The organism is Ruegeria sp. SCSIO 43209, from assembly GCF_019904295.1.
GTDB lineage: Bacteria > Pseudomonadota > Alphaproteobacteria > Rhodobacterales > Rhodobacteraceae > Ruegeria.
Genome location: NZ_CP065359.1, coordinates 1167570 through 1184481, shown reverse-complemented (window position 1 = coordinate 1184481; position 16912 = coordinate 1167570). Strand labels below are relative to the sequence as shown.

The 16912-nt window shown below is 58.6% G+C and carries 18 protein-coding genes; 17 read left to right on the top strand and 1 reads right to left on the bottom strand.

Going from position 1 to position 16912, the window contains the following annotated elements:
* The first annotated feature begins 110 nt into the window (after positions 1 to 110).
* The 17 genes from I5192_RS06005 to I5192_RS05925 all read left to right on the top strand — a co-directional run bounded on the left by I5192_RS06005 (position 111) and on the right by I5192_RS05925 (position 15976).
* Entirely contained in the window at positions 111 to 1241 is a 1131-nt protein-coding gene (locus I5192_RS06005; RefSeq protein WP_223117970.1) for a bifunctional 2-C-methyl-D-erythritol 4-phosphate cytidylyltransferase/2-C-methyl-D-erythritol 2,4-cyclodiphosphate synthase, read from the top strand.
* Positions 1238 to 1735: a phosphatidylglycerophosphatase A gene (locus I5192_RS06000; protein WP_223117969.1), complete on the top strand. Its 498-nt coding sequence runs from the start codon at positions 1238 to 1240 to the stop codon at positions 1733 to 1735. The genes I5192_RS06005 and I5192_RS06000 overlap by 4 nt, the downstream gene beginning before the upstream one ends.
* Complete coding sequence (locus I5192_RS05995) at positions 1732 to 2214, top strand: CinA family protein (RefSeq protein ID WP_223117968.1); 483 nt, start codon at positions 1732 to 1734, stop codon at positions 2212 to 2214. The genes I5192_RS06000 and I5192_RS05995 overlap by 4 nt, the downstream gene beginning before the upstream one ends.
* A gap of 330 nt (positions 2215 to 2544) precedes the next feature.
* Positions 2545 to 3222 (top strand): orotate phosphoribosyltransferase, encoded by a 678-nt coding sequence (locus tag I5192_RS05990; protein ID WP_223117967.1) that lies wholly within the window; start codon positions 2545 to 2547, stop codon positions 3220 to 3222.
* A gap of 201 nt (positions 3223 to 3423) precedes the next feature.
* Positions 3424 to 4914, top strand: a complete 1491-nt coding sequence (locus I5192_RS05985) for a replicative DNA helicase (RefSeq protein ID WP_170421945.1) — start codon at positions 3424 to 3426, stop codon at positions 4912 to 4914.
* Positions 4915 to 5087: 173 nt separating this feature from the next.
* Positions 5088 to 6026: an isopenicillin N synthase family oxygenase gene (locus tag I5192_RS05980; protein WP_223117966.1), complete on the top strand. Its 939-nt coding sequence runs from the start codon at positions 5088 to 5090 to the stop codon at positions 6024 to 6026.
* Between the two features lie 48 nt (positions 6027 to 6074).
* Entirely contained in the window at positions 6075 to 7109 is a 1035-nt protein-coding gene (gene alr, locus I5192_RS05975) for an alanine racemase (RefSeq protein ID WP_223117965.1), read from the top strand.
* Complete coding sequence (locus I5192_RS05970) at positions 7106 to 7888, top strand: ABC transporter permease (protein ID WP_223117964.1); 783 nt, start codon at positions 7106 to 7108, stop codon at positions 7886 to 7888. Before alr ends, I5192_RS05970 begins: the two co-directional genes overlap by 4 nt.
* The gene (locus I5192_RS05965; protein WP_223117963.1) at positions 7885 to 8631 is read left to right on the top strand and encodes an ABC transporter ATP-binding protein; all 747 of its coding nucleotides are present in this window, start codon (positions 7885 to 7887) and stop codon (positions 8629 to 8631) included. The genes I5192_RS05970 and I5192_RS05965 overlap by 4 nt, the downstream gene beginning before the upstream one ends.
* Before the next feature lie 535 nt (positions 8632 to 9166).
* Complete coding sequence (locus I5192_RS05960; protein ID WP_170396825.1) at positions 9167 to 9619, top strand: paraquat-inducible protein A; 453 nt, start codon at positions 9167 to 9169, stop codon at positions 9617 to 9619.
* Between the two features lie 148 nt (positions 9620 to 9767).
* Positions 9768 to 10544 (top strand): DNA repair protein, encoded by a 777-nt coding sequence (locus I5192_RS05955; RefSeq protein ID WP_223117962.1) that lies wholly within the window; start codon positions 9768 to 9770, stop codon positions 10542 to 10544.
* 121 nt (positions 10545 to 10665) lie between these two features.
* Positions 10666 to 12030, top strand: a complete 1365-nt coding sequence (gene radA, locus I5192_RS05950; RefSeq protein ID WP_170800632.1) for a DNA repair protein RadA — start codon at positions 10666 to 10668, stop codon at positions 12028 to 12030.
* 40 nt (positions 12031 to 12070) lie between these two features.
* The gene (locus I5192_RS05945; RefSeq protein ID WP_170421967.1) at positions 12071 to 12643 is read left to right on the top strand and encodes a CvpA family protein; all 573 of its coding nucleotides are present in this window, start codon (positions 12071 to 12073) and stop codon (positions 12641 to 12643) included.
* 466 nt (positions 12644 to 13109) lie between these two features.
* A complete protein-coding gene (locus I5192_RS05940) occupies positions 13110 to 13265 on the top strand; it encodes a hypothetical protein (RefSeq protein WP_170396817.1) in 156 nt (51 codons plus the stop codon).
* Positions 13266 to 13281: 16 nt separating this feature from the next.
* Positions 13282 to 14802, top strand: a complete 1521-nt coding sequence (purF, locus tag I5192_RS05935; RefSeq protein ID WP_223117961.1) for an amidophosphoribosyltransferase — start codon at positions 13282 to 13284, stop codon at positions 14800 to 14802.
* Positions 14803 to 15040: 238 nt separating this feature from the next.
* Entirely contained in the window at positions 15041 to 15289 is a 249-nt protein-coding gene (locus I5192_RS05930) for a hypothetical protein (protein WP_170396813.1), read from the top strand.
* Positions 15290 to 15331: 42 nt separating this feature from the next.
* Entirely contained in the window at positions 15332 to 15976 is a 645-nt protein-coding gene (locus tag I5192_RS05925; RefSeq protein ID WP_223117960.1) for an SDR family oxidoreductase, read from the top strand.
* Positions 15977 to 16037: 61 nt separating this feature from the next.
* On the opposite strand, the gene I5192_RS05920 is transcribed toward I5192_RS05925, so the two are convergent.
* Complete coding sequence (locus tag I5192_RS05920; RefSeq protein ID WP_170396985.1) at positions 16038 to 16880, bottom strand: ATP-binding protein; 843 nt, start codon at positions 16878 to 16880, stop codon at positions 16038 to 16040.
* Positions 16881 to 16912 lie beyond the last annotated feature (32 nt).

Here is a 16912-nt window from a genome sequence, read left to right as displayed (position 1 = left end):
ATTCAAGCCCGCAAAATCATCATATGCTTATTTTTTAAGCAAATTGACGCGGGTGATTGCCTCTGCATTCACCGCCCCCTAAACAATGCCCCAATCAGGAGACCTTTCAGATGACCACAGCCGCCATCATCGTCGCCGCCGGGCGCGGCCAGCGCGCCGGAGGCGGAGTGCCCAAACAGTGGCGTGCCTTGGCTGGGCGGCGCGTGGCCGATTGGACGATTGATCGCTTCGAAGGGTTGGTTGATCACGTCGTTTTGGTGCTGGCCGAAGAGGACACAGCCGTTTGGGAAGAATTCAGCGCGACAAACCTGATCCTTGCACCCGGCGGTGCAGACCGCGCCGGATCAGTGCGCAACGGGTTGCAGGCTTTGGAAGCGTACAGCGTTGAAAAGGTTTTGATTCACGATGTTGCCCGCCCCTGCGTCAGCGCTCGGATAATCGGCGATGTTCTTAAAGCACTCGACACGCATGCGGCAGCTGCTCCAGGCTTGGCCGTCACGGATGCGCTCTGGACAGGCGACGGTTCGACGGTGATAGGAACGCAGGATCGATCCGGCCTTTACGCTGCGCAGACACCGCAGGGATTTCATTACGGCACAATCACCGCCGCCCATTCAGCCCATCCCGGAGGTGCGGCGGATGATGTAGAAGTCGCGCGCGCTGCAGGAGTCGAAGTCGCGATTATTCCGGGCGATGCGGATAACCTGAAAATCACACAGCCCGAGGATTTCGCCCGGGCCGAACGTACAATGGGTATGAATATGGATGTAAGGCTGGGCAACGGCTACGACGTGCACCGCTTTGGTGACGGAGATCACGTGATCCTCTGCGGTGTGAAGGTGCCGCACAATCGTGGGCTCCAAGGTCACTCCGATGCAGATGTGGGGATGCACGCGGTCACCGACGCGATCTATGGCGCCCTGGCGCGGGGTGATATCGGACAGCATTTTCCGCCCTCCGATCCGCAGTGGAAAGGTGCAGCGAGTGAAATTTTCCTGCGCCACGCAGTCGAATTGGCTGGGCAGTTGGGCTATGAGATCTCGAATGTCGACTGCACACTGGTCTGCGAATTTCCCAAGATCGGCCCTCATGCCGATACCATGCGTGCCGAAATGGCACGGATCATGGGCTTGCGCACCGATCAGGTCTCGGTCAAGGCCACCACATCCGAACGGCTGGGCTTTACCGGTCGCAGCGAAGGCATTGCCTCGCTCGCAACTGCCTGTCTGGTGAAGTCATGACAGCGGCTCGTCTAATCGGAACCGTCTGCGGCGTCGGTTACCTCCGCCCTGCCCCCGGCACCTGGGGATCGCTGGCTGCTTTGCCGCTGGCATGGGTTCTGCATACGCTGGGTGGCTTCCCCTTGCTGGTCATCTCAACACTCGCGGTTTTCTTCGGGGGCCTGTGGGCCACGCGAGTTATGACAGCTGGACAAGATGACCACGACCCGTCCGAAATTGTCATTGATGAAGTCGCGGGTCAGTTCATCGCGATATGGGCGATTTCCTACCCGTCTTGGGCGCATGGGATAGACATCACAGCGCTCTGGCCCGGCTGGATCGCGGGTTTTCTCTTGTTCCGCCTCTTCGACATTACCAAACCCGGTCCCATTGGCTGGGCCGACCGGCGTGGAGATCCGATGGGTGTCATGCTGGATGATGTGATCGCAGGGGTCTTTGCAGCCATCGGTGTGGTCGTCCTCGCCGGTATCTCACATGGAGTCACGGGTCTATGACCGTTGTCGACCTGCTGGATCGCGCCAAGGCGCAGGGCATGATGATCACCACTGCTGAAAGCTGTACCGGCGGTATGGTCGCCGCTGCACTGACTGACATCCCTGGCAGCTCTGCCGTGGTTGAGCGCGGCTTTGTCACCTACACCAACACCGCAAAGCAAGAGATGCTGGGCGTGCGCGCCGATACGCTTGAGACATGTGGCGCAGTTTCAGAAGAAGTCGCCCAAGAAATGGCCAATGGCGCCCTGCGGAATTCGCGGGCGCAGTTGGCGGTCTCGATCACCGGCATCGCGGGCCCCGGCGGGTCCGAACACAAACCCGAAGGCCGCGTATGCTTTGGCCTCGCTGCACAGGGTCAACCGACCCGAACCGAGACCGTGGAATTCGGAGCGCAGGGACGGGATAACGTACGTCGCGCTGCGCGGGACCACGCTTTGACCCTTTTGAGAGACGCTCTTGCTGATCTGGCTCAGACCTAAGAATACCTGCAGTCTACAGCGCATCATTTCGAATACTGGGCGCTGTATACAGTTACTGCGCGGCAGCCTACGCATTTGTGACGGCAATGGTGGTTGCGCTTCTTACCTCGCCTCGCATACACGTCGATACCGAGATTGAAGGCACGGTCTTGCCGATTGCGGAAAGCGAGCCTGAGAAATGAGCAGTCAAGCCCACCTTCGCTGCTCTGCCCGCAAGGGCATCAAGCGGACCTCTTGGGGGTCCGCTTTTCTTTTAGCGTGCCCTCTCGACTCTGGGCCGGGGGTCAGGCTATCAGCCTGCGACACCCTTTCAGCCCAGAGGTTTGCGCCATGATCCCCAGTTCCTTCCCCGACAGCTCCGAAATCGCCCGCCTGACCGCACGGATGCTGCTGGAGATCAAAGCCGTACACTTTAATTCCCGCGAACCTTTCACGCTGGCCAGCGGTCTACCAAGCCCGACCTATATCGATTGCCGCAAGCTGATCTCGTACCCGCGCATCCGCTCGACCCTGATGGACTTCCTGACGGTTACCGTGATGCGCGACGCGGGGTTCGAAGCGTTTGACAATATCGCCGGTGGCGAGACAGCAGGTATTCCCTTCGCTGCAATGGTGGCCGAGCGCATGTCACTGCCAATGACCTACGTGCGGAAGAAACCCAAAGGCTACGGCCGGAACGCCCGCATCGAAGGCGCGATGAGCGAGGGTGAGCGGGTACTGCTGGTTGAAGACCTGACCACCGATGGAGGCTCAAAACTGTCCTTTGTCGACGCGATCCGCGAAACCGGTGCGACCTGTGGGCATACGGCGGTGATCTTCTATTATGGTATTTTCCCCGAAACCGAGAAAACGCTGGGCGATCACGGCGTAAAATTGCACTCGCTTTGTACTTGGTGGGATGTTTTGGCGGAAGCCAAAGCGCAAAAGGCCTTTGACGAAGAGACGCTTGATGGCGTCGAGGCCTTCCTGAACGACCCGCGTGGTTGGCAGGACGCACATAAAAGCTGACGTTGCGCAAACTGTTTTCAGAATGGAAACACTGACCGCTGCGTCGATCGCTTCATCCACAAGATGTTGACGCAACCCTGCCTCATCCTTCAATATGATGGGGCAGAGAGATATGCACAGCATATCCCCAGAAAACATACAATTTGCGCCGACTCACAGGGCCGCGCTATGGCCTCTGTCCAGGGGACAAAGAGAACAGCAATGAACGAGATCAGCAGTATCGAGCAGGCCGCCGCACAGATTCAGAACCCAGAAACAATGCCGCACTCCATCGAGGCCGAGCAGCAGCTTCTGGGTGCGATTCTGACGAATAACGATCTGTATGATCGGGTCGCATCGATTATTGGGGCCGAGCATTTCTATGATCCGGTTCATGCGCGCATCTACGAAGTCGCGTCGACCCGTATCGCTAAAAATGCGCTGGCTTCACCCGTCACACTGAAGTCTTTCATGGCCGAGGATGAGGGCCTGAAGGAACTGGGTGGTCCGGCCTATCTGGTCAAACTTGCCGGTGCATCGATCAGTGCCTTTGCGGTGCATGACTACGCCCAGATGATCTACGACCTCGCCATTCGGCGCGAGCTGATCCGGCTGGGCCGGGACATTTCAGACAAGGCTGCGAGGGTCGATGTCAGCAGCGAGCCCAAAGAACAGATCGTCGAGGCCGAGCAACAGCTTTATCAGTTATCCGAGCAGGGCCAGACCGAACAGGGTTTTCAATCCTTCCTCAAGGCGGTCACAGAAGCCGTCAACGTCACCAACGAGGCGTACCAACGCGGTGGCGGCATGGCGGGGATTTCCACCGGTCTGGCCGATCTCGACAAGCAATTGGGTGGCCTGCACCCGTCCGACCTGATCATTTTGGCCGGGCGTCCGTCGATGGGTAAGACATCGCTGGCAACAAACGTCGCATTTAACGTGGCCAAGGCCTACAAGCGCGGCACCAAGCCAGACGGCTCTGAAGGTGCGATCGACGGCGGTGTGGTTGGGTTCTTTTCACTCGAAATGAGCGCCGAGCAACTTGCGGGCCGGGTTCTGGCCGAGGCTTCTGAGATCTCCAGTCACAAAATCCGCCAGGGCGACATGACCGAGTCCGAGTTCCGCCGCTTCGTGGACGCCGCGAAAGAACTGGAAGCCTGCCCGCTGTTCATTGATGACACCCCCGCCCTGCCAATCTCGCAACTCGCTGCCCGTGCACGGCGGCTGAAGCGGACGCACGGGCTGGATTTGCTGGTGATCGACTACCTTCAGCTCTGCCGCGGAATGGCCGACAACCGCGTCAACGAAATCGCCGAGATTTCGATGGGCATGAAAGCCATCGCCAAGGAACTCAACATCCCGGTCATCGCACTGTCACAGCTCAGCCGACAGGTAGAAAGCCGTGACGACAAACGCCCGCAGCTGTCTGACCTGCGGGAATCGGGCTCGATCGAACAGGATGCCGACGTTGTGATGTTCGTGTTCCGCGAGGAATACTACAAGGAACGCGAAAAACCCGGCGATCACGAGTTGGAAAAGATGGAAGAGTGGAAACAGGCCATGGAGCGCCTGCATGGCAAGGCCGAGGTCATCGTCGGCAAGCAGCGCCACGGCCCCATCGGCACGGTAGAGCTGTCGTTCGAAGCTCAGTTCACCCGATTTGGCAATCTGGTCAAACCCTGGCAACAGGATAGCCAAATCGAGGGTTATTGATTCCTTGACCTGCCCGGTCCGATGTGTACGGATCGGGCCATGCAAGCTTGTCTCAATCCCCTACCCCGGCGCGTGATTCTGGCGCGTCATTTCGGGCATCGCCGCAAACGCTTTGCGGGATAGACCGGGGGCATTTTTGCCCCTGCAATCTTCCCAATATAAGCGAGAGAGACATGACTGAATTCACAGAGATCCCCGTTATTCGTCTGGGTGCACGCCCTGATGAGGAAATCGCGGCCGAGTTTCGTTCGGCCTACGGCACGACTGGTTTCGGCTATATCGAAGATCACGGAATAGACCCGCAGCTGATGCGCGATGTGTTCGAAGCCTCAAAACAGTTTCACGCGCTGCCGCTGGATCAAAAGCTGGCAATCGCAGTCGACCACACGCATCGCGGATACATCGCCATCAACACATCGACAGATGTGAACTCAACACTGGCCGATGTAAAAAAACCCAACCAATCCGCCAGCTTCATGATGATGCGCGAGGATGCTGGCGTTGATCCCGATATCTACCTCTCGGGTCCAAACCGATGGCCTGATCTACTGGATTTTCGCGACACCCTGGAAACCTACGTTAAGGCTATGTCGGCCCTTGGACGCAGATTGATGCATATCGCGCTGATCGCTTGCGACGCGCAGGATTTCTCGGTCCTTTCCGCGTTTGATGAACCCACTTTCTGGCTGCGTCTGCTGCACTATCCACCGCAAGCAAAGACCAGCCCCGATGATCTGTTCGGCTCAGCCCCGCACACTGATTTCGGATGCCTTACGCTGCTTGCTCAAGATCAGGTGGGCGGCTTGCAGGTCAAAACACCGTCAGGGCATTGGGTTGACGTTCCGTCCCGTCCCGACGCCTTTGTCGTCAATGTCGGGGATATGCTGCACCGGATGTCGAACGGCCGCCTGCTTTCGACGCCGCATCGGGTCATCAACCATTCCGGCCGTGAACGATACAGCGTTCCGTTCTTCTTTGATCCTCATGTCAGCACAATCATCGAACCCCTACCCGGGACCGGCCAACCTCAGTTTAGCCCCTTATTATTTGCGGATTTCCTGCGTTCCGAGCTGGAAGCGGCCTATGAGGCGCATAAACCCGCCAAGAATTAAGGTGCTCCCCCCTTGACCTGGGCCAATCCTATGTGATGAACGGCGTTTATGAGTACCGCACATCTGACGATAAATCTGCACGCGCTCGCCCAGAACTGGCAGGCGCTTGACGCAAAGACCCAGGTTGAAACCGGCGCAGTGGTCAAAGCTGACGCTTACGGGTTAGGTGCCGGTCCAGTCGCCTCTGCGCTGGCTGAGGAAGGCGTTGCAAAATTCTTCGTCGCCGTTGCCGAGGAAGGCGTGGCCGTGCGTGAGGCTGTGGGCCCCGGCCCGCTGGTTGCGGTGTTTTCCGGACATATGGAGGGTGACACGGATCTGCTGCGCCAGCATGATCTGACGCCGTTGATCAACTCGCCCGAACAATTCAAGCGTCATCGTCAGGCCCTGCCCGATCATGGCTTTGGTATCCAGCTCGACAGCGGTATGAATCGCCTTGGGCTTGAGCCTGCGGACTGGGCCGCACTGCGGCACGAAGCTCTTGCCCTGGACCCGCTGGTCGTGATGTCGCATTTGGCCTGCGGGGATGAGCCTGAACACCCTATGAACCGCCAACAGTTGAACACGTTCAAACAGATGACCGATGGCGTCGACGCGCCGCGCTCGCTTGCGGCGACGGGTGGTACTCTGATGGGGCCGGAATTCCACTTTGACTTTTGCCGCCCAGGGATTGGCCTGTACGGCGGGATGCCCTTTGCCGGGGCCAAGCCGGTCGTCACCGTCGATATGCCGGTGATTCAAGTGCGCGACGTCGCCGTCGGCGAAACAGTCGGCTACGGCAACAGCTGGAGCGCGCGCCGCCCGTCGAAGATTGCGACCGTTGCGGCCGGTTATGCCGATGGGCTGCATCGCGCCATTGGGGGCGGCATCGATACATTCGCTGGTGATCAGCCCTGCCCGGTGGTAGGACGTATCTCGATGGACCTGATCACCGTGGATGTGACTGACTTGCCGTATAAACCTGATCGCCTGCGTATCCTGAACGGGCACCAAACCGTCGATGATCTGGCCGAAGCCGCTGGCACCATCGGCTATGAAATTCTGACCTCGCTCGGCAGTCGCTTTTCGCGGGGCTACGTGGAATGAATCCCTTTTCATTGCTGGGTGAGCTGGGGCGTTCCATCCTGACCATGCTCGCCGCGTTTGGCCGCGTCGCGCTGTTCGCGCTCGACGCGGTTTCGCACATTTTTCGACCACCGTTTTATCCGCGCGAGTTCGGCATCGCCCTGCTGAATATCGGCTGGTTGTCCCTGCCCGTGGTCGGCCTGACCGCCATCTTCACCGGCGGCGCGTTGGCGCTGCAGATCTACGCAGGCGGCGCGCGTTTCAACGCCGAAGCCGTTGTGCCCCAGATCGTCGCCATAGGCATGGTGCGAGAGCTTGGCCCGGTGCTGGTCGGCCTGATGATCGCCGCCCGCGTGACGTCTTCGATCGCCGCCGAGATTGCGACGATGAAAGTGACCGAGCAGATCGACGCTCTGGTCACATTGTCCACCCATCCGATGAAATACCTCACCGCCCCACGCGTGCTGGCCGCCCTGATCACGGTTCCAGCGCTGGTCGGGGTCGGAGATATCATCGGCATTGCAGGCGGCTACACCGTCGCGACGCAAAATCTGGGCTTCAACCCGGCAGCCTATCTGAAAAACACCGTCGATTTCCTTGAAGCGCGGGATATCGTTTCGTCACTCGTCAAAGGTGCCGCCTTCGGAGTGATCGCCGCCATCATGGGCTGCTATTACGGCATGTCATCGGGCCGCGGCGCGCAGGGCGTGGGCCGCGCCACCAAGGGCTCGGTCGAGGCTGCTGCCGTGCTGATCCTCGCCGCCAATTTCGTTCTTACAGGGGTGTTCTTCTCGCTATGATCCGGATGGAGAACGTACATAAGGCCTTTGACGACAACCACGTCCTGCAAGGCATGAACCTTGAGATCCCCAAGGGCACCTCGATGGTTATCATCGGTGGTTCGGGTACCGGCAAATCCGTGGCGCTGAAATGTATCCTCGGCCTGATCAAGCCTGACAGCGGCATGATCTATGTCGACGGCAAGGACGCCACCAAAGGCGACCGCGACGCGTTTCTGGCCCGTTTCGGGATGCTGTTTCAGGGGGCGGCGCTGTTCGATTCGCTGCCCGTCTGGCAAAACGTCGCCTTCCGCCTACTGCGCGGCTCGCTGAAACGCCCGGCGGATGAAGCCCGCGAAATCGCCATCGAAAAACTGCGCCGCGTCGGCCTGAAATCCAACGTGGCCGACCGGCTCCCGGCCGAGCTGTCGGGCGGGATGCAAAAACGCGTCGGCCTCGCCCGCGCCATCGCCGCCGAGCCCGAGATTATCTTTTTCGATGAGCCTACCACTGGCCTCGACCCCATCATGTCCGGCGTCATCAACGACCTGATCCGAGAAATCGTGACCGAGATGGGCGCCACCGCGATGACCATCACCCACGACATGAGCTCCGTCCGTGCCATCGCCGACAACGTAGCCATGCTGCACGGAGGCGTGATCCAGTGGACTGGCCCGGTCAGCCAGATGGACGCCTCAGGTGATCCCTATGTGGAGCAGTTCATCAGCGGGAGTGCCGAGGGGCCGATTGAGGCGGTGCGTTAAGCTCTCTCCGCCTCACGATCCTGCTTTAACTGATCATACGCGCGCTTAGCGTAGTCATAGCGCAATAGATATTGCCCTGCGCTTATCACAAAGTCGGGGGTTTGAATGCGTATTGCATCAAACACTTGGCGAAGATGTGTTCCGGAAACCGGGATGTAGCTGGGATCTTCACCAGAAAACCTGTTGAATAGACGGCCACCAAACCATACCGCTCTTCTTCGTGCGCGATCCGTTTCGTAAAGTCGGAAATGCAAAACACCAAAGAGCTGCTCTCGGTCAAACGGCAACCTGTCTGCTGCCGCACTCGCAGCTGAAAAGACAGCATTTAAGCCGTCAGTTCCCGCAGCAACGGTTCCTTTACTAAATGCGGATGGGCCGTTTACGATCTTTATTATTGGGTCATGCACTGCAACCTAAAGCTGATTAATTTAGGACTTACTTAAACTTACACTCAACTCAAGCGACCGCAACTCAGAACTTGCCGCAGATACCTCCACTCATTAAGTATTCAACTGCGTTATCAAAATTCTTGTTCATGACCCTCCGCCTCGCCACCCTATCCCTCCTGATCCTCTACCCCATCGCGTGGTTCGCCCCGCTGATGCGCGCCGGTCTCCTCCCGATCTTCGGCCTCAGTGAAATCAGCGTCATCACCGGGCTCCAGTCCTTGTGGAAGTCCGACATCTTCCTCGCGTTGATCGTTACCGTCTTCGCCCTCTTCGCGCCCTACGTCAAAACCATCGGCACCGCGCTGATCCAATGGAACCTGCTGGACCCGCGCGTCCAGCCCGCGCTCAACATCCTCGGCAAGCTGGCGATGGCCGATATCTTCCTCATCGCGCTCTACATCACGCTGGCCAAAGGCATCTCATACGCCACCATCGAAACCGCATGGGGTCTCTACCTGTTCACCGGCTGCATTCTGGCCTCACTTGCACTGGGCCATATTACAGAGATGACATTTGGATCACGAAAACCTCAGACCTAATTGATTGAAAACAGATTTCTGAGTATCATCTTTATATTTCGAGCAGTAAATTTTGTAGTTTTCGGGTCCGTAGCGGATCACTTCGCGTCTGTCTAACCTTCCGCTTCGGCCCGGTTTTTGTACCGGTTGAAGAAGGAGAACGACGATCATGGCCGCCCTCCACACAATAACATTGCAATTTCAGAATACCTTATTAAGGCTCACTTTTTTCCTGATCTGCGCCGCAGCATTGTTCGCGGTGACGACCACCATTTTATCCGCGATTGGCATCCTGCCCTGGCTCTCGTTGCAGGCCGGTCTCAGCAACGGTGCAACAATTGACGCAGGCATCTATATCCAGATCGGATTAACCGCCCTGATCCTGATGCTGGTCTTCTATCTGCCATCGAACGCCCGCATGATGGCGCTTGAAAACACCCATCGTAAGTTCACAATGAATATGCAGGACGTGGCCGGGGCCTATCAGGTCGCCCATGCCGCCGACCGCAGCGGAGCCTTTGCGCTGGCCTCCGAATTCGACGCGGTGAAAGAGCGCATGGCCTTCCTGCGCGATCACCCCGATTTGCAGGGGCTCGAACCGCAGGTGCTGGAACTGGCTGCTCAGATGAGCCAGATCAGCCAAGAACTGGCCGAGACCTATGGGGACACAAAGGTCGAACGCGCCCGTGCCTTCCTGCGGCAACGTCAGGAAGAGGTCGAGCAATTCCAGCAGCGCATCGAGGAAGCCCAAATCATCCAGCACGAGCTGCGCCAATGGACCCGAGACATCGAGATCGAGGAATCCATCGCCAAATCGCAACTCGCGCGCCTCAGGGATGAGCTGTTCGATCTGCTTCCGGAACTGTCGGCGCAATTGCAATCCCCCACGGACGATCAAAAACCAGGCAGCGTGGTTGCGATGACCCCGCCGCGTGCCGCGGAATAGGCGCGTCTAGCGCCCGCAGCGGACGATGGCCCGAAGGGCCTGAGGACGTGGCGCGCCACCGGCGGTGAGGAAAGCCCGCAAGGGCTTGAAGAACCGCCCTTCCTCGGGCACCAAAGGCGACATGGCAAAGACACAATCCTTCACCTGCTCCGCCTGCGGGGCCTCTCACACCAGATGGTCGGGCCGCTGCGAGGCGTGCGGCGAATGGAACACTATCGTTCAGGAAGCGCCGCTTTCGGCAGGACCAGCCAAGAAGTCGCTCGGGGGCAAGCGCGGTCAATCCATCGCGCTCACCGACCTCTCGACCGAGGAAACACCCCCGCCCCGCACCCTCTGCGGTGTTGAAGAATTGGACCGTGTCCTCGGCGGCGGCCTTGTCCCTGCATCGGCGCTGCTGGTGGGCGGTGACCCCGGCATCGGCAAATCGACCCTCTTACTGCAAGCTGCAGCACGTTTTGCCCGCAAAGGTGTCAAAACCATCTACGTCTCGGGCGAAGAGGCCAGCGCGCAGGTTAGGATGCGCGCGCGCCGGTTAGGTCTGGAAGAGTCGCCGGTGCAATTGGCCGCTGAAACCAACCTTCGGGACATCCTCACGACGCTAGAGGCAGAAAAACCCGGCCTCGCCATCATCGACTCGATCCAGACGATGTGGGCCGACAATGTCGACAGCGCGCCGGGCTCGGTGTCGCAGGTGCGCGCCGCAGCGCATGAGCTGACGACATTTGCAAAACGCCACGGCGTATCGATCATCATGGTTGGCCACGTCACCAAAGAAGGCCAGATCGCTGGCCCCCGTGTAGTCGAACATATGGTCGACACCGTGCTTTACTTCGAAGGCGAACGCGGACACCAGTTCCGCATCCTGCGCGCCGTTAAGAACCGCTTTGGCCCAGCGGATGAGATTGGCGTCTTCGAAATGACCGGCAAAGGGCTGGCGCAAGTCACCAACCCCTCGGCCCTGTTCCTATCGGAACGCGGTAAGCCCAGCCCAGGTTCCGCCGTATTCGCAGGAATCGAAGGCACCCGCCCCGTGCTGGTCGAATTGCAGGCACTGGTGGCGCCGTCCCCCCATTCCCAGCCCCGCCGCACAGTTGTCGGATGGGATAGCGGGCGGCTCGCCATGATCCTTGCAGTGCTCGAAGCACGCTGCGGCATCCCCTTTGCCGGGCTCGATGTCTATCTGAACGTCGCCGGAGGGCTGAAAGTCAGCGAACCCGCCGCTGACCTCGCCGTTGCTGCTGCACTGCTCAGCGCTCGTGAAGACACCGCCCTGCCTGCCGATACGGTCGTTTTCGGAGAAATCTCGCTATCCGGGGCACTTAGACCAGCCCCGCAGACCGAAAACAGGTTGAAAGAAGCGCAAAAACTTGGTTTCACAGCGGCAATTGCTCCGGCAGGTGGCAAAACTGGCACTGTGGCAGGTCTGACACTCACCCGACCCTCTGATTTGGTGGGGTTTGTTGGCGAAACCTTCGGAGCAGGGTAAAGTCGCGCCTTGAGGGGCAGAAAACGAACAGGCGAGGGCCATGGAAGGTTTTACAATAATTGACGGGGTTGTGGCCCTGATCATCGTGCTGTCGGGCTTGCTGGCCTATTCGCGCGGTTTCATGCGCGAGGTTTTGGCCATCGCAGGTTGGGTCGCCGCGGCAGTTCTAGCATTCATCTTTGCGCCGCAGGCTGTGCCGCTGGTCAAAGAAGTGCCAGTGGTCGGTGAATTCCTGCGCGACAGTTGTGAGCTTTCGGTGATTACCGGCTTTGCCGCCGTCTTCGCCATTGCACTGATCGTGGTCAGCATCTTCACGCCGCTATTCTCTTCGCTGGTGCAGCGTTCTGCGCTTGGCGGCCTGGATCAGGCGCTTGGCTTCTTCTTTGGAATCGCACGCGGCATATTGCTGGTTGCGATTGCGTTCTTCGTCTACGACACCGTGATGACCGGTCAATCCTACACGATGGTCGATGAAAGCCGCTCGGCCAAGGTGTTCGAACAGTTCAGCAGCAAGATCGAGGAACAAAACCCCGAGGCGGCGCTGGGTTGGGTTACCGCCCAGTACGAAGAGCTGGTCGCAAGCTGCACCGCCGACAACGCCTCTGAGGGTTAATCAAATTCCAAAGAAAAGCCCGGTTTCAGCCGGGCTTTTTTGCGTTTGGTTCGGAAAAATCAGATAAACCCTTCGCCACCACAAATATTGCACCGGATGGTCTTCAGGCCAAAGCATCCGTCACATCGGCTTGAGATCGGCTTGCCATACTGGTCTCGGCTCTTGATCACTTCACCGGTTCCCTTGCAGATCTCGCAGGGTGCGCGCCCTGCCCCACGACATCGGTGGCAACGCCGCTTGACAGGTTTGTCCTTCGGTGTGTTTTGCTTGTGTTGCCACATGGCGTCTGCTCCACCAGGTATTGCCGGAATGCATGCAAAAAACCTTCGTAATGATATGACAGCATAGGTCTGTACATTTGTCATCCTAAACCCGCGGCGTGTACAATTCGCACCTGCGTCAAATCGCGAATGTGATCCTTTGATGACACACGCATCGTTTGGCATTATGTGGAGGCCATACCGACATGGAATCGGAGCTGCCGACCTTGCTGTATCTGTTTTCTTATGCGCTAGCCGCTTTCGTGCTTGTGCCTGAGTCCCGTGCAAACGGACCAAAACACACCATTCAGATACCCGTCCGCACCCGATCCGACCTGAACGCCATCCTAAGCAAGTCATAGAAATTGGAGCCCGTGTATGTGTGGGATTTTGGGGATCGCAAGCCGGACACATGATGTCTTTGCGGAAATCTATGACGGCTTGCTGATGCTTCAGCACCGAGGTCAGGACGCCTCGGGGATCGTCACCTACAACGGCGAGTTCTTCCGTGAGAAGAAAGCAAATGGTCTCGTCAAAGACGTGTTCAATGCCAGTGACGCCGAAACCCTGTTGGGAAAGGTCGGCATGGGCCATGTCCGCTATCCAACCGCTGGCTCGCTCAGCGCGGCCGAGGCGCAACCATTTTTCGTGAACGCGCCTTATGGCATCTATCTGGTTCACAACGGCAACATCACCAATACTGAAGAACAGCGTGAAAAGGTAACTGCCAAATACAGCCGTCACCTGCGCACAACTTCGGATTCAGAGGTCCTTCTGAACGTACTGGCCGACAAGGTCGCGGATGCGATCAAGGTCAATGGTAATGCTGATCCGATCCGCAACCTGTTTGCCGGTGTCAAAATGACGATGGAGCGGGTTCAGGGGGCGTATTCGGTGATCTGCCTCGTCGCGGGCGTCGGGATGCTGGCCTTCCGCGATCCTTACGGCATCCGACCTTTGTCTGTTGCCAAGCGTGCCGCAACTGGTGACGGCGATGATTATGCCTTTGCGTCCGAAGATGTGGCATTCGGCATCAACGGTTTTGACAAGCTGCGCGACCTAGGTCCCGGCGAGGCGATCCTTATCGACCTCGACGGCAATATGCACGAGTTCCAGGCCGTTGAAGGTAAACTGACGCCCTGCATCTTCGAGTATGTCTATCTGGCCCGACCAGATTCGCTGCTGGATGGGGTGTCGGTTTACAAAACCCAGATGCGCATGGGGCAGACGCTGGCCAAGCAAATTCAGGACTCGGGACTTGAGATCGACCGGATCATCCCTGTGCCAGATAGCGCCCGCCCTGTCGCGCTTGAGGCCGCAAAGATCACAGGCATTCCCTATCGCGAGGGGCTTGTGAAGAACCGTTATGTTGGCCGCACCTTCATCATGCCGGGCCAGGAAGAACGGCAGAAATCCGTGCGTCGCAAACTGAACGCGGTGCCTTTGGAGTTTGACGGTCATAACGTACTGCTGATCGATGATTCGATCGTGCGCGGCAATACAATCAAAAAGATCGTCCAGATGTGCCGTGAGGCCGGCGCCAAAATGGTCTACATCGCCAGCGCCTCGCCCCCGGTGAAATACCCCAATGTCTATGGCATCGATATGCCCACCCGACACGAGCTTGTCGCGAATGGCAAAGAGATCGAGGAGATTCGCGAAGAACTGGGTGCGGATGCGCTGTTCTACCAACATCTCGACGATCTGATCTGGGCTGCCAAGGAAGGCAACCCCGAGATCGAAGCCTTTGACTGTTCCTGCTTTGACGGCAACTACGTCACCGGCGTCGATGAGGAATATCTGGGCAGCCTAGAAAACAGCAGTCGGGTCAGCAAGAAGCGTGAAGATATGCAGGTGGTCGGCAGTTCGTGGAACGCGGCGAAACTTGCCTCGGGGTGATCGGGCGAATCGCTTTGTCCTGAGGCGTCGGCCAAGAGACTTGCGCTAGCCGCCATAGGTCAGAATCCGCCGACAACCTATTGCTGAACAGGCTGCATTTGCAAAGGGTTCGGTATGCGGCATTCGAACCGGTCCGAACCGAGTGCTGCCGGCCTTTTGGTCCGGCAAATCCCGTGTTACCCGAATGCCGAAAACCACTCACAAAACGGGGTCCGGGCGCGCAGCTCGGCCACAGATCATGGCAAACGCAACGGTGAAAAGCGCCGCCACACAGGCGGGGGCGCTCAAGAAGAACGCGGTCTCGGTATTGGGTATTTTTGGACCCAAGGCGGACCTGCAAGCCCTGGTCCGCATGTCGTCGGGGCGCATTAAGAAAGTGAAACCCGGCAGTCGTGTCGGCCCGGGTAAGGTGGTCGCCATTGATGAAAATGGCGTTGTGCTGCGACAAAGCGGCCAGAACCGCCGGATCGACATCCCCGGCAGCTGATCCTGACTTGACGCCCTGCGCGTGCAGGTTCAAACCCCCCTCATGACCGATCAGACCAAAATCGCCCTTATCACCGGGGCTTCTCGCGGGTTGGGCGCGGCGCTGGCCGAAGCGCTGGCCCCCGACTATCACATCGTCGCTGTCGCTCGCACTCAGGGCGGGCTGGAAGAGCTGGATGACCGCATCCAGGCGAAGGGTGGCTCGGCCACTCTGGCCCCCATGGACATCACCGATCCCAATGCGATGGCGACCCTGTGCCGGGGCATTCACGATCGCTGGGGCAAGATCGATTTGTGGTTGCATACTGCAATCCATACCTCAGCCCTGACGCCAGTGCATTTCGTTGATTCGAAGGAATGGAACAAGGCAGTCAGCATCAATGCAAACGCCACCTCGGTTCTGATCCCGTATGTCTCGCCTTTGTTGGGCGAAACTGGCCATGCCGTGTTCTTCGATGACCCGAAGGCAGGCGAGAAGTTCTATGGCATCTACGGCGCCACTAAAGCGGCACAGATGGCGCTGGCTCGCAGTTGGGCGACCGAGACCGCACGGACGGGACCGCGCGTAACGATTGTTGAGCCTGCACCGATGCCGACCGCCGTACGTGCGCGTTTCCATCCCGGTGAGGATCGGGATGTATTAACCAGCACTGCGGATGAGGCGGCGCGGATTATAGCAATGTTGTGAGAATGGCCCTGATGGGCCATGCCTCCGGCGGAGGTATTTCTGGCCAGATGAAGCGGGCGGACTAACCGATATGGACGCCGTTTCGCCCGGCGAGGTCGACGAAGAATTGCCAGGCGACGCGGCCCGAGCGTGCCCCCCGTGTGGCTTGCCACTCGATGGCTTCGGCGCGCAGAGTTTCGGGATCAACCTTGACGCCATGAGCGGCGCAGTAGCGATCGATCATCGCTAGATATTCGTCCTGATCGCAGGGGTGGAACCCCAGCCACAGGCCGAAACGGTCAGAGAGTGAGACCTTCTCCTCGACCGCCTCGGACGGATTAATGGCGCTGGAGCGTTCGTTTTCGATCATGTCGCGCGGCATCAGGTGGCGGCGGTTTGATGTGGCGTAGAACACAACGTTTTCCGGGCGACCTTCGATACCGCCGTCCAGCACGGCCTTGAGCGATTTGTAATGCTGATCATCGTGGCTGAACGACAAATCATCGCAAAACAGGATGAACCTGTGCGGCGCGGCACGCAGGTGGTTCAGCAAGCGCGCGACCGAGCCCATATCCTCGCGCTGCAATTCGACCAGTTTCAGGTCAGGATGCTCATCCTGCAACGTACCGTGCACCGCTTTGACGAGGCTGGATTTCCCCATTCCGCGCGCGCCCCACAAGAGCGCGTTATTAGCCTTGTAACCCGCAGCAAAGCGGCGCGTGTTGTCCAGCAACGTATCGCGGGAGCGGTTGATCCCCACCAATAGATCAAGGTCGACCCGATTGACCTGTGTGACGGGTTCCAGCCGGTCAGGCTCGACATGCCAGACGAAAGCCGGGGCCGCATTGAAATCAGGTGTCGCCAGCGGTGCGGGCGCCATGCGTTCCAACGCGTCCGCAATGCGATTCAGGGCTTGGTCGTCCATCGGCTCCTCCGGGATGTTCTGGCGGAGTTCAA

Bases quoted from the DNA above. Each gene is read 5' to 3' on its own strand.
- I5192_RS06005 (WP_223117970.1), top strand. From the start codon at position 111: ATGACCACAGCCGCCATCATCGTCGCCGCCGGGCGCGGCCAGCGCGCC.
- I5192_RS06000 (WP_223117969.1), top strand. From the start codon at position 1,238: ATGACAGCGGCTCGTCTAATCGGAACCGTCTGCGGCGTCGGTTACCTC.
- I5192_RS05995 (WP_223117968.1), top strand. From the start codon at position 1,732: ATGACCGTTGTCGACCTGCTGGATCGCGCCAAGGCGCAGGGCATGATG.
- I5192_RS05990 (WP_223117967.1), top strand. From the start codon at position 2,545: ATGATCCCCAGTTCCTTCCCCGACAGCTCCGAAATCGCCCGCCTGACC.
- I5192_RS05985 (WP_170421945.1), top strand. From the start codon at position 3,424: ATGAACGAGATCAGCAGTATCGAGCAGGCCGCCGCACAGATTCAGAAC.
- I5192_RS05980 (WP_223117966.1), top strand. From the start codon at position 5,088: ATGACTGAATTCACAGAGATCCCCGTTATTCGTCTGGGTGCACGCCCT.
- alr (WP_223117965.1), top strand. From the start codon at position 6,075: ATGAGTACCGCACATCTGACGATAAATCTGCACGCGCTCGCCCAGAAC.
- I5192_RS05970 (WP_223117964.1), top strand. From the start codon at position 7,106: ATGAATCCCTTTTCATTGCTGGGTGAGCTGGGGCGTTCCATCCTGACC.
- I5192_RS05965 (WP_223117963.1), top strand. From the start codon at position 7,885: ATGATCCGGATGGAGAACGTACATAAGGCCTTTGACGACAACCACGTC.
- I5192_RS05960 (WP_170396825.1), top strand. From the start codon at position 9,167: ATGACCCTCCGCCTCGCCACCCTATCCCTCCTGATCCTCTACCCCATC.
- I5192_RS05955 (WP_223117962.1), top strand. From the start codon at position 9,768: ATGGCCGCCCTCCACACAATAACATTGCAATTTCAGAATACCTTATTA.
- radA (WP_170800632.1), top strand. From the start codon at position 10,666: ATGGCAAAGACACAATCCTTCACCTGCTCCGCCTGCGGGGCCTCTCAC.
- I5192_RS05945 (WP_170421967.1), top strand. From the start codon at position 12,071: ATGGAAGGTTTTACAATAATTGACGGGGTTGTGGCCCTGATCATCGTG.
- I5192_RS05940 (WP_170396817.1), top strand. From the start codon at position 13,110: ATGGAATCGGAGCTGCCGACCTTGCTGTATCTGTTTTCTTATGCGCTA.
- purF (WP_223117961.1), top strand. From the start codon at position 13,282: ATGTGTGGGATTTTGGGGATCGCAAGCCGGACACATGATGTCTTTGCG.
- I5192_RS05930 (WP_170396813.1), top strand. From the start codon at position 15,041: ATGGCAAACGCAACGGTGAAAAGCGCCGCCACACAGGCGGGGGCGCTC.
- I5192_RS05925 (WP_223117960.1), top strand. From the start codon at position 15,332: ATGACCGATCAGACCAAAATCGCCCTTATCACCGGGGCTTCTCGCGGG.
- I5192_RS05920 (WP_170396985.1), bottom strand. From the start codon at position 16,880: ATGGACGACCAAGCCCTGAATCGCATTGCGGACGCGTTGGAACGCATG.